General features: G+C 34.1%; 4 protein-coding genes. All 4 read left to right on the forward strand.

Translation table 11 applies throughout. The features are described 5' to 3' along the window. Positions 1-395 precede the first annotated feature (395 nt). The 4 genes from ACQY1Q_RS02125 (at position 396) to ACQY1Q_RS02140 (ending at position 14,489) form a co-directional block, all read left to right on the forward strand. The gene (locus tag ACQY1Q_RS02125) at positions 396-2,315 is read left to right on the forward strand and encodes a T9SS type A sorting domain-containing protein (protein WP_431003633.1); all 1,920 of its coding nucleotides are present in this window, start codon (positions 396-398) and stop codon (positions 2,313-2,315) included. 32 nt (positions 2,316-2,347) lie between these two features. After that, positions 2,348-12,466, forward strand: a complete 10,119-nt coding sequence (locus ACQY1Q_RS02130; protein ID WP_431003634.1) for a SpvB/TcaC N-terminal domain-containing protein — start codon at positions 2,348-2,350, stop codon at positions 12,464-12,466. 2 nt (positions 12,467-12,468) lie between these two features. Beyond that, positions 12,469-13,320 (forward strand): hypothetical protein, encoded by an 852-nt coding sequence (locus ACQY1Q_RS02135; protein ID WP_431003635.1) that lies wholly within the window; start codon positions 12,469-12,471, stop codon positions 13,318-13,320. Between the two features lie 278 nt (positions 13,321-13,598). Beyond that, positions 13,599-14,489, forward strand: a complete 891-nt coding sequence (locus tag ACQY1Q_RS02140) for a DnaJ C-terminal domain-containing protein (RefSeq protein ID WP_431003636.1) — start codon at positions 13,599-13,601, stop codon at positions 14,487-14,489.

The raw sequence follows: 14,489 nt of genomic DNA on the forward strand, positions 1-14,489 counted from the left end.
TTACGACTGCAATTTCCGAATTAGCTATAAACAAATGATTAGGGAAAGCACTCAAAATAAAAAGGTAAAAAATAGATAAGATACAGGTTTATAACCTTTTATAAATCAAAAAAAATAGTATTTACAAGAGCTGATAAAATCCATTTAATTGTGATTGGAAAAAAATGAATATTATTTTTTATTTAATTTTTGTAAAAAACACAAATAAAGAATCCTCAATAAACTTCACTTGGCTAATTGATTTTACCGGCTTTTTTACAACCATTAAAATGAAACCCGAATACTTGAAATTTTGTTAAGTTAAAAATGTTGCCTATTTTTAGGAGGGTGAAAATCAAGGGTGTACTTGTTTTTTCAAAAAGAATTGCGGTTATAACATCATTATTTTTTAGACTATGAGGCAAAATTACTTTGCTTCGGTGTTAAGTATATTTTGTGTACTTATGTTAAATGGTCAAACACCATTTATTCATATAGAAGCAAATATGCCAAACTCTGAGGCTATTACGTATTATGGAGAATCTTTACAAAGAATCCAAGAAAAAGACACTACATCTGCAAAGATGATTAATTACCATAAGGTTATCAGCTTTAATGGTATAGATGATTATTTAGAAATTAGTAAATCAATAGCTGACTTATCACAAGTAACCATATTTACAGTATTTCAATCTGAAAAATCTTCCGAAGAAAAAGAAGTTTGGAAGCTTCAGGGTGAAGAATCTACTATTGGTTTAACTACACAAAGGACTTTCAATAGCGAAAAAGAAGCTTATTATAAGGGTACAGAAGAAGGAATAGCTATTTTACATACCTACTTACAGTTGTATCGTACTCAACAAGCATTACCAAATTCAAAAACTTTTTTAAGAATAGGAACAATTGATGAAAAATCTGAAAACCGATTTTTTAAAGGGAAGTTTGCTGAATTTTTAGCGTTTAACAGACGATTAAGAGGTAAAACCAGACAAAAATATGAAACAGCTTTAGCTATAAAATATGGTATAACACTCACTAATGGAGAAAATTATATAACATCTAATAAAAAGGTAATCTGGGATGCTGAAGAAGATGGAAGTTATACACATAATATTATAGGTATTGGAAGAGATGATGAAATGGAGGTGTATCAAAAACAGTCTACATCTGCCAATGCCCCGGAATTTATGGTGCTTTCTGCAACTCAAAAAGCAACCTCTAATCAACAAAACACAAGTGAATTAACTAATAGAAATTTTATAGTTGTTGGTGATAACAATGCTTCATTAACAACCAGAGAAAGTGACGGACTTATATTTTCTAATCGTCAATGGATGGTAAAAACAACCGGGGTTAAATCAAAAGAAACAGTAACTCAAGTACAGGTAAATGTTACTGAAATGTTTGACCAACTTTATGAGTTAGATAATTATTTATTAGTGATAGCTTCTGAAGCAACCGGTGATTTTTCAACTAATGAAAACAACAGATATATAAAACCAAATTCATTATCATCCGAGGGGATTTTAACATTTGATAATTTAATTTGGAATACAGGAAAAACAGATAAAGAAATCTTCACTTTTGCTATTAAAAAACCGTTAGAAGCAACGTTAACGAATGAAAGTCCTTTGATATGCCCACAAGGATATACTACACTACAGTATGAGGCAAAAGGTGGTATTGCTCCTTATACGTATACTTTAAAAAATAACGGATTAGCAATTAAAGAATGGGTAAGTACAGAAAATTTAGCTCTTGAAAATATTGGAAAAGGAAATTACACATTAGAAGTGAAAGACTATTTAGGTGATATTATTAACGCTGAATATACCATAACAGAACAAAAGGCTTTAACATTTAGTTTAGGAGAAGATCAAACATTAAAATTTGAACAAACACTACCATTACAAGCAGAAATTTCTGAGGTTGATGCTGTGGAAAAATATGAATGGAAAAATGAAAATGGTGAAATTATAGGTACAGAAAAAACGCAAGAGATTACAACCTCAGGGCTTTATACTTTATCAGTTACCACTAACTCAGGATGTACGTATTCAGACAGCATAGAAATTCATGACAGTTATATACGTGCATTTACCTTATTTCCAAACCCTACAAAAGATGGCAATTATAGTATAGATGTAGAAATTGGAGAAAAAGCAAATATAGAAGTACAAGTATTTAATGCAGTAGGAGGAGTTATTAATACATATCAAGTTAAAAACAGAAACAAAGTAAGTATTAAAGGAAAGATTATAAAAACTACCGGATTGTATGAGGTGATTTTAACCACTCCTAAAGAAACTGTAGTAAAGAAATTAATTGTAGAATAAAATTCATTCAACTAACTTAAAAAAGATTGAATATGAAACGTTTATTACGCCTCATATTAGTTTGGAGTCCTATTTTGTTGTTTATCTATACAACAAATATACTCGCTAATAATAACCCGGAACGATATTATCCGGCAAAAGAAAAACAAGGATATATTGGAACATCGAAAGAAAAACCAATAGACTCACCAACAGATAATAGCTTTACCATTCAGTTATCTGAATTGCCAAAAGCAGATGAAGAAGTATTCTTAACGTATGAACTATATGGTATAACCGATCACACAGGAATTTCTCATAGTATAAACAATCAATTTGCTGTAGGAGGGCATTATGTAAAATTAAAGAATGAATGGACTTTACAAGAAGAGCAAATTCATAGCAATTGGTTAAGCAGCGGAGCTAATTATGTTCGATTTACATTACCGGAGAATGCAAACTACCATTATGAAGTACGTAATGTTGGATTAAAGATTAAAAAGAAAGGAAAGCAGGGACGAAGTGTAATCATTAACCAACCCGAATCACAAATCTATATTGATAACATTGGATATATTAAAGGATTTGTAGATGGAAATGCTGCAACAGCAGCAAAAATATACGTAGAAGAAAAAGAAGTACAAAATATTAATAATGCCTTTGAAATACTGGTTAACAAGGATGGGGAAGAACCTAAATGGAGTGTTGATGTAAAAGCTGTTTTTCCGGATGGAGAAATAATACAACAAACCATATATTTTACCCAACCATTAAAAGCAGATAGAGTAAATAGAATAGCGTTACCAAGAGGTGTATTTAACGAGAGAGTTTACCAACCCAATGCTAAATTTAACCTGTCTGTACAAGGGGCAAAAATTGAAATACCAATACAATCTCTAAAAGAAAGTAAGTCTATTTCTATTACTGCACTACGTTCAGTTGATATTCCGGTATTGGATATGGGAATGGTCAATGTAACAAGTAATTATAGTGCCTACCGATTTTTACCACACGGAACACAATTTAGCAAAGAAGCCACCATTGAATTAGGATACGATAAAAATAAGATTCCGGAAGGTTATACGGCAAACGATATAAAAACATATTTCTATGACGAGGTAAAAAAACACTGGGTTGCCTTACCTAAAGATAGTTTGCTAATAAAAGAAGGAACAATCATATCTAAAACTACCCATTTTACAGATATGATTAATGGAATTATAAAAGTTCCTGAATCTCCGGAAACAGCAGGATTTACACCTACGTCAATTAAAGATATTAAATCAGCAAATCCGTCAGCAGCAATCAATATGATTGGACCACCCAATATAAACAATATGGGGTCTGCTAATGTAGGATACCCGATTGTTGTACCGGCCGGACGCCAGGGAATGCAACCTTCAATAGGAATTCAATACAATAGTAGCAGTGGTAACGGTTGGTTAGGAGTAGGTTGGGATTTACAAATTCCGTCAATAGCTATAGATACCCGTTGGGGAGTACCAAGATACAGTACCACAGAAGAAACGGAAACCTATTCTATGGGAGGGCAAATGCTAACCCCGGTAGCACATAGAGGAGAGCTGCAGCCAAGAACAGGAGAAAAACAGTTTTACCCAAGAGTTGAAGGAAGTTTTAACAAAATTATTCGTCACGGAAATAACCCTACAAATTATTGGTGGGAAGTAACCGATAAATCAGGAACAATCTATTCTTACGGAGGTACGCAAAATTTAGGAATTGTTGAAACCTCAATTTTAAAAGATGCAGATGGAAATATAGCACATTGGGCACTAGTAGAAGTACGAGATTTGAACGATAATTTTGTCCGTTATCATTGTACGAAGGTAGAAGATACCGGAATTATAGGAGGAACAGTTCCGGGGTATACCATTTATGTTAACAGAATCACGTATACAGGACACGGAAATACCGAAGGTAAATACGAAGTAACATTTACCAGAGATAGAGAACTGGGAGAAAGTAAACGTATAGATGTTAACATCAATGCTCGTTTTGGTTTTAAACAAGTTACCGCCGATTTATTACGAAAAATAGAAGTTAAGTTGAATGGGCAAAACATTCGACATTATGAATTGAACTATAAACAGGGAGCTTTTTATAAAACATTATTAGAAAAAATAACAGAATTTGATGCCAACGGACAAGAGTTTACGAATCACACATTTGATTATTATGATGATGTAAAAGCCTCTGAAGGATATAAACCACTTTCAACAGCAGAAAATTGGACACCTCAAGATGATCATGTAAGAGGAAGTTTTATCAATCCACTAGAACATTTTAATGATGATGCTTCTGCATTAAGCGGAACTAAATCCAATAATTTTGGTTTTGGTTTAGCTATAACATTCGGAATTTTTGACGGACAGTTATTTTGTAAAAGTAATACGCTGGGAGGTGATTTTGGTTATGGAGAATCTACGAGTGATGGAATTTTATCATTAATAGATATTAACGGAGACGGATTATCGGATAAAGTATTCATGAACGGTAATGGTTTTAGTTACCGTCCCAATGAATCAGGGCCTAATGGAACCACCGTTTTTGGAGATTTATTACCAATTTCAGGAATCAATAAGTTTTATAAAGATAAAAGTAGTACAACCAATTACGGATTTCAGTTAAGTGCCGGGTGTGCAGATTTTTCAGCTTTTATAGGATTAAGTAAAAGCAAATCTAAATCACAAACTACCGTATATTTCACTGATGTTAACGGAGATCAACTGATTGATATTGCAGTAGGAGGTCAGGTATTTTTTAATCATATTGATGCAGATGGAAAACCTGTATTTACTACTTCTAGTGCAGATACGCCAAGCCCTGTTTTCCAAGGAGGTGTTATTGATAGTAATGTATTTACAATTGATCCGCAGGAAATAGAAGATGCTATAGATCAAAATCCGTTACATGATGTAATTAGAATGTGGGAAGCTCCTTATGATGGTATAGTAGCCATTAGCGGAGGAGTTAATTTAAAACAACCAACAGAACCTTCAGGAACAGCAGATGGAGTTCGTGTTACTATACAACATGTAGCAACTGAGCTTTGGAATACAACCATTCCGGCAAATGATTACGGAGTTAAAGTACCAACAGGAGTAGGTGCCATTAATGTAACCAAAGGAGATCGTATCTACTTTAGAGTGCAATCTGTTTTTGACGGAACAGATGACCAAGTAAATTGGAGTCCGGTTATTACCTATTCAGAACATATTGATGGTTTGAATAACGCAAATGATCAACCTATTTATCAGTTTACGGCAAACGATGATTTTTTAGTAAGCGGCCTTCAATCTATTGAAGTACCCATAGATGGAGGTATTGTTATAGAAGGAACCTTTACTAAGCCGGTCACTTCAGATGATATTGTTGCAAGAATCACTAAAGAGTCAGACGGAACTATTATTTGGGAACAAACTTATACAGGAAACCAAACAGTAAATCAACCAATTAATTTACCGTTAGCGGTACAAGCCGGAGACAGTTTTAGTTTTTCAGTTGAAGCTGATACAAATATTGATTGGTCAGATATTGGTTGGACACCTAGATTATATTATACAACATCATCCGATCCTAATTATCCAACAGAAAATTTAACAGATGTTAATGGAAACCCAACACTAGAATTGTATCCTTCTGTATTCTACACAATGTTTACAGAAACCATTCATAAAACGGTTGCTTATGAAGCAGTTCAGGATGAAACAATAACAATAGATTCAGAGTTAATTTTTACAGGAACACCTTCTGGTATGCTTACATTTTCTGTAAAGAAAGTAAACGAGCTAATAGCTAAGCAAAAATTAACGGTAGTTTCCGGTGTTGTGTCGGGGAATACACCTGTAACACTGAATTTAGTAGCCGGAGAAAAAATATTTTTAGAATATCATGTTTCTGATAAAGCGTTTTCAGAAACCATTACCCAACATAATGCCATACTAACAGTTTTAGGAACGCCGCAAACGGTTTCAACAGGATTATTTACTGTAAATGATGAAATGATTTTTGGTCCTCAATACCGTAACTGGGGACAATTCGCTTATAACGGAAATAGAAACCGCGCCACGCAACCAATCAATGAAACAGAACTAAAATTGGATGATGCATTTACCAATGGAAATACAATTGATTTAAACGGAGCTTCTACACCGGAAGAATTAGAACAAATGTATGAGAATCAGGGAGGGTATAATCCTGCGAGTAGCAATTTTATCATGATGATTCCTGATACTAAAAATCAACGTTGGCAAGGATATGATAATTTAACGTATGTCGAAGCTTCAACAATTAGTAGTTCCAGAATGGGACAAGATGATTTAAGTGTAATTTCACCTATTCCTGCTTCAAATGGTGGTTCTGGAGCTTCTGCAATTAATAAAATCACAGAAACTAAAAGTACTTCATATTCTCTAGGAGGCGGTGTTGGTGGTGGAACATTTGGCGCTAATGGAAGCTATAGTAAAACACAGAGTGAAACCAGAGTGTTGAGTGATTTTATGGATATGAACGGTGATAGTTATCCGGATATTGTTACCGAAAGCCATATACAATATACCAATGCCATAGGTGGATTGGTAGATACCGCAACTGCTCACAATTTTGGAGTTAATAACTTATCACATAATGAATCAGATGGGGTAACCTTAGGAGGAACGTATGCCACAGCAGATAGCAGAGGAACTATTTATAATATTAAGAATAGAACCTTAGAAGTAGGAAAAGGAGCCGGTGGCGGTTTATCAGGAAACTTTGCTAAAGGAGAAAATGAAATAGAGTATAGCTGGAAAGATGTAAACGGAGACGGACTTCCGGATCGTGTATATGAAGGTGGAAATGTTGCTCTGAACTTAGGGTATAAGTTTGCTCCTGTAGAACCATGGGGATATTTACCGGTTCAGGAAGGAAAAAGTAAAAGTTACGGTGCAGGATTAGGAATCAATATTGGAAACAATAGTATAGCAGGAGGAATAAGTTTATCCAGATCAGAAAGTGAAGGCAAAAAAATATTACAAGATGTAAATGGAGATGGATTGGTAGATGAGTTAATTTTAGGAACTCCTATTCAAGTAAGATTGAATACCGGAAATGGATTTGCCGGAGCAATTCTTTGGGATGGAGCTAATGCAATTAGTGAAAACTCATCTACTTCAGAGAGCGCTAATGTAGCTTTTACATTATGTATCCCGCTTCCAACACCTATAACCCCTGCGTTTAAATTATGTTTTAATCCAAGTGCTAATGTTGGGCAAGGAGCAAGTAGAGAGCTAACACAAATTCAGGATATAGACGGAGATGGCTACCCGGATCTTTTACAATCTACCAAAGACAATAATTTAACCGTAAAACGATCAACAATTGGTCGTACTAATATGTTGAAAAGTGTGGAGCGTCCGTTAGGAGCTAGCTTCACTGTAAATTATAATCGAGTAGGAAATACCTATAACCATCCTAGTAATGTGTGGGCAATGACTTCATTAGAAGTGCATGATGGATTTGAAGGAGACGGAGCAGATATAATGAGGAGCTCTTTTGAATATGAAGATGGATTTTATGATAGACATGAGCGTGATTTTTACGGGTTTAGAAAAATAAAAAGCAATCAATTAGATACACAAAGTAATGATGCTGTTTACCGTACGGTTGTTCAGGAATATAGCAATACTAATTATTACGAAAAAGGATTGTTGGTTAGAGAAGCATTACAAGATGCTAATGAAAACCTGTATACAGAAACCATCAACACATTTGAACTTAAAGACATCAACTCAGGTACTACACTTCCTGATACATTCAAAAAGAATGACGCATTGGCAGCATTTCCGGCAGCAGTAGAAACTACTAAAAACTACTATGAAGGTGGAAGTTCAGCAGAGAAAAGTATGAGAATGACGTATGCGTATGATGTGCTAGGAAACGTTATTGGTTATACAGATTTTGGGGAACCAACTTCAGATGATGATATTTCTTCCACAATTACATACCATTCAATATCAAGTAACTATATAATGAATTCTCCAAGTGGTATTACAGTAACAGCTGGAGGTCAAATATATAGAAAAAGAGAAACAGACATAGATACCAATACCGGTAATGTAACTCAGATTAGGAAATACTTGGCTGATGGAAGTATGGCTACTTCAGATATGGAGTATGATACCTATGGAAATATAACCAAAATGACACGCCCAGCAAATGAAGAAGGTGAAAGATTGTTTTTAAGTTATCAGTACGATAATGAAGTACAAACGTATCCGGTACACATTTCTGATGGATATGGCTATAGCTCTTCATCTGAATATGATTACAGATTTGGTCAGGTACTTTTTAATACGGAGTTAAACGGACAACAAATGCGTTATACCATTGATGATGTTGGACGTATAACCACTATTACCGGACCTTTTGAATTAACAGCCGGATTACCTTATACCATTGCCTTTGAATATCATCCGGAAGCAACAGTTCCTTGGACACTCACAAAACATTATGACCCGGCCCATCCGGATAATGATTTAGAAACAGTAAATTTTATAGATGGATTAGGAAGAAAACTACAAACTAAAAAAGATGGAACAATTCATGTAGGTCCGCAGGTAGCCGATGCTGAAAAAATGATTGTGTCCGGAAGAGTCACGTTTGATGCCTTTGGACGTTCTGTAAAAAATTATTACCCTGTAATAGAAAGTAAAGGAAACGAAGGTGCTTTCAATGTAACTTATGACGGAGTAACACCAACAAATACAGCCTATGATGTTTTAGACAGACCTTTAGTAGTCACCCTTCCTGATGCTACAACTACTCAAAATGAATATGGATTTGGTAGTGACAGAGATGGAAATATACAGTTTAAAAAGAAAACAACAGATGCCAATGGTATTTGGAAAGAAAGTTTTACCAATGTTAGAGGCTTATCAACTGCTGTATTAGAATTATATAGTCAAGGAACAGATATTTGGACAAGTTACAAATACAACCCTATTAACGAACTTGTTGAAGTAAGAGATGCTTATGATAACCTTACTTCTTCTAAATATGATTGGTTAGGAAGACGTACAGAAGTAACACATCCGGATTCAGGAACTACGCTATTTAAATACGATTTAACCGATAATCTTACACAAAAAATTACAGCTAATCTGGCTGCTACAAATACAGCAATTACTTACAAATATGATTATGAACGATTAAAAGAAATTATATATCCTCATAATCCGCAAAATAATGTAAAGTATACGTATGGTGATGCAGGAGCAGAGTATAACCGAGCAGGACGTATTGTATTGCAAGAAGATGCTACAGGAGCACAAGAGTTTTTTTATAGTCCGTTAGGAGCGGTAGTTAAAAACATAAGAACTATTGTAATACCGGATAAAGAGCTGTTAACATTTACTACAGAGTGGACCTATGATACGTGGAATCGTATTACGGAAATGGTATATCCTGATAGTGAAAAAGTAACCTATACTTATAATTTAGGAGGAAAGCTTACTAGTTTAAAAGGAATAAAAGATGGAACAGAGTATAGCTATTTGAAACAACTTGATTACGATAAGTTTGAACAACGTGTTTACCTAAACTACGGTAACAATACAGAAACATTCTATTCTTATGAGCCCGACAGAAGACGTCTTAAAACGATGGAGGTTGAAACCGCAGCCAATCGTAAGATTATGGATAATGTATATACCTATGATAAGGTAAATAATATTTTACGTCTTCAAAATAATTCAGATTTACCTACGAGTAATTTAATGGGTGGGCAAACAGATTATGTATATGAATATGATGATTTGTACCGTTTAACAAAAGCCACAGGAAGTCATTTGGGTAGCAATCATGAAAATAAGTACAGTCTTATTATGGAATATGATGCTATTCATAACATAACAAAAAAAGAACAATTACATCAATTTAAAGGATATGATGAAGAAGAGTGGAGCCCACGTAACAAAACAACTTACAATTACCAATACACATACGGAGAAGAACAACCTCATGCACCTATTGAGATAGGAGAAAAAAATTATACCTATGATGTCAATGGAAATCAAACAGGTTGGACTCATGATGTTAGCGGGCAAGAACGTGAGATACTATGGGATGAAGAAAACAGAATTAAAGCAATTGCAGATAATGGAGCGTTATTTAGCTATGTATATGATGCCAATAATGAGCGTGTATTAAAAAACAACGGAGGAGGGCAGAATGTACGTGTTAATGGAGCAAAAGCAGGTGGTAGCGGAAGTATAGGAAATTACACTATTTACGTAAACCCTTATGTAGTCGTACGTAATAGCCAGGTTACAAAGCATTTCTATATCGAAAATCAACGTATTGTAACAAAACTAGCTGAAAGTAGTGATGGCTTGTTACAACCTACAGCGGGAAGCGGAACCAATAACAAGGTTAATTACATGAATAAACAAAGTGCATTAAAAGGAAGTATCTTAAAAATGTACGCTGATTTAGGATTGGAAATAACAAAGGTTGACGGAGAAGCAGGAAATAGCGGACAAACACCGCCTAATGGTAATGCTTATGGTTACGGAAACGGGAATGGGAACGGAAATGGAGGAGGAAATAGCGGAAGTAATGGAAATGGAACAGGAGGAAACGGAATAAACAAAGAAGCCTTTGTTTATTATTATCATCCGGATCATGTAGGAAGTTCTTCGTATATTACCGACGCAAATGGTGAAGTAACTCAGCATATCGAATACTTTGCCTTTGGAGAAACGTTCTTAGAAGAACATAGTAATACAGAGAGAACTCCGTATTTATTTAATGGAAAAGAATTAGATGAAGAAACAGGATTGTATTATTATGGAAACAGGTACTATGACCCACATACTTCGGTATGGCAAAGTGTGGATCCGTTAGCAGAAAAATTCCCTAATAGAAGTCCATATTCGTATTCATTCCAAAACCCTGTAAAATATACAGATCCTAATGGTGAACTCCCAATTTTACCATTACTAATCAAAGCAGGAGCAGCAGGAGCAGCAGATATGATGGCACAAGCCACTATGGCATATTTGTTTGATCCGAATGTAAATTCTATAGGTGAAGCTTTTGATAGTGTAAATTGGTGGCAGGTAGGACGCTCATCAGCAGAAGGATTGATTCCGTGGCGTACCCCGGGAGGTAGACTAGGAAAAGCAGCGGCAACTGCGGTAGGAGATGTACTGGTTAATGCTTTAGATCAAGGAAGTTCATACACGAAAGAACAAGCTCTGCAAGATTTTGCAGTTGGTTTTATAGGAGATCTTGCCGGAGGAGGTTTAGGTGATTTAGTAAATAAATATGGAGCAGATGCTGTAGCTAAAGGACTCAAAAAAATAGGCTTTGATGATGCAAAAATTAAATCACTTACAGGAGTAAATCTTTCTAACCCTTGCAAATGCTTTGCTGGTGGAACAAAAGTATTACTAGAGTCAGGAGCAAAGTCAATAGAAGATATTGAAATAGGAGATTCTGTATGGACCTATAATACTGATTCAGGTGAAGTTGAACTTAAAAAAGTAACAGCACTTTATAAAACAGGTAGAGATCATGTATTAAAGTTGTATGTTGATAACGAAGTTATTGAAACTACAGATGATCACGAGTTTTATGTTAAAGGTGAATGGGTAGAAGCAGGTAAATTAGCAACAGGAACAATTTTTAGGACTTTTAATGGTAAAGAAAAAGTACTACTAAAGTCTGAAAGAATTGAAAAAGTACAAATTGCCTATAATTTTACAGTAGATGGAAATCATAATTATTTTGCATCTCAGCTAGGCATATTAGTACATAACAGTTGTGGTTTTTATCATGTTAAAGGAGGAAATAATATTACATCATATGTAGGTAAAGGAGGAGAAAGAAGAGCCAGGGTGAGTCTAAAGCAAAGAGGAGGAAGTGCTGTAGAATTTTTCGAGGTTAAACAAGGAGTTGCAGGATTAAGTGTAGATAAAACAGCTTTGGTAATGGAACAATTTGGAATTACAGCAAATGGAGGCGCAATTAGTCAAGGAGGAACAAACTTATTGAATGCAATTAATTCTCCCGGAGCCAAAATATACAAAGGCTTAACCAGTACTCAAAAAGCACAAATTAGAGCTGAATATAATAGGATAATTTCAGGAGGAGCAAAAGTTTTAAAATAATAATGTATACAGAAGACTCAAAAGAAATATATGTAGTTGATTTAGGAATGCAAAAAAATGTTTTTTACGATCCAAGATTTATTAAGGACATTAATGAACACTTTTTAAAGAATTCAAATGATTTGCTAACAATTTTTGACCCGATTTATGGGTACGATATCGAAGATTTTAAGCATCTGAATTCAATTCCTGTTAAAAATGTGAATTTTGCTTCAGTAGAAGAAGAGGATGTACATAAGATAGTAAATCAATTAACCAAGGTATCGCATCTTGGATTAGAAGATTGTGGAGCTTTAGATTTTTCAAGTTTTACAAACTTGAAATCTCTAGGCTACACCTGGTATAAAAACACCATTGGTTTGGATAAAATGACGACTCTTGAAAGGCTCTCTATATCAAAATTGAATACTAAAAATAAAAATTTAGAATATTTAAGAAAACTTACAGAGCTTAAAGAGTTAAATATTTTTCAATCCACATTAACAAGCCTTATAGGAATTGAAGATTTGAAGTTAAAAAAATTAATGCTTGCTCATTTACCTAAATTAGAGAATTTAAACTCATTTAAAGGAAATATGAATGTGGAAACTTTAGATATAACTAATTGTAAAGGTTTAGATGTGAATTTGTTGCCTAAATGTTTTCCTAACGTTAAGAACCTGACAATTGAAAATCAAGGAGAAATAGCTACTATTGAACCGTTATTAAAAGAATTAGCTAAACTTGAAAAAATATCAGTAGCAGGAAAAACAAAAATTGAAGATATAAAGTCAAATTCTTTCTATACTGAATATTTAGAAGGAAAAAAGTACTATATAAAAGATTTAGGTGTCTCAAGTGATTGGAAAAATTAAAATAAAAAATTATGGCAGGCCCAATAAGCCTTTTAATATCAATTTGTATAGCAGCTTACTTTTTAATAAAAGAAAATAAAAAGAAAAAATGAGTTTAAAACCGATGAAACTCATCGGTTTTTTTATTAAACATCCAAATCAAAACTTTTGAAAAGAATTAAATAAAAGTAGAGAAGCTAATGAAATTATGAAATTCAAACCTCTCTTTTTTAAGGAATATTTTGTACCTTCTGAAACAATTTTAAAGCTTTAATTTCCTAAATTATTTTAAAAGAAAAATGGAGTTTATAGATTATTATAAAGTTTTAGAAGTAGACAAAACAGCTACTTCGGCTGATATAAAAAAAGCATACCGTAAACTGGCTAGAAAATACCACCCGGATACAAACCCGAATGATGATGAAGCTAAAAAGAAGTTTCAGCAAATAAATGAAGCAAATGAGGTTTTAAGCAATCCGGAAAACAGGAAGAAGTATGATGAATATGGAGAGAACTGGCAACATGCTAAAGTCTATGAACAAGCCAAGAAACAAAGAAATTATAGTAGCGGAAGTTCATACCAACATGCCTCTTCATCAGACTTTGAAGGAACAGATTTTTCCGACTTTTTTAATGCAGCATTTGGAGGAGGAAGAAGTTCACATAGACGTACAACGCAGTTTAGAGGGCAAGACTTTAATGCCACGTTACAGCTGAATTTAAAAGATGTATATACTTCACAAAAACAAGTACTTACTCTAAACAATAAAAAAATCAGAATTACCATTCCGGCGGGTGTTGAAAACGGACAAACCATCAAAATAAAAGGACATGGAGGAGACGGTTTAAACGGAGGCCCTAAGGGAGATTTATATATTACTTTCGAAATAAGTCCTGACCCTCTTTTTAAAAGAGATGGAGCTGATTTATATACAGAACAAACAATTGATTTATACACAGCAGTACTGGGAGGAGAAGTAATCATAGACGCCTTTGTTGACAAAGTAAAACTTAAAGTAAAAGAAGGAACACAAAACGGAACCAAAGTCAGATTAAAAGGTAAAGGGGTTCCGAAGTACAAAAATGAAGATCAGTTGGGAGATTTATATGTAACATATACAATAACAATTCCTACTGGTTTAACTGAAGAACAACGTGATTTATTTATTAAACTTTCTAAATTAAAATAG

The organism is Tenacibaculum sp. TC6, assembly GCF_050606265.1.
In the GTDB taxonomy this organism is placed as follows: domain Bacteria; phylum Bacteroidota; class Bacteroidia; order Flavobacteriales; family Flavobacteriaceae; genus Polaribacter.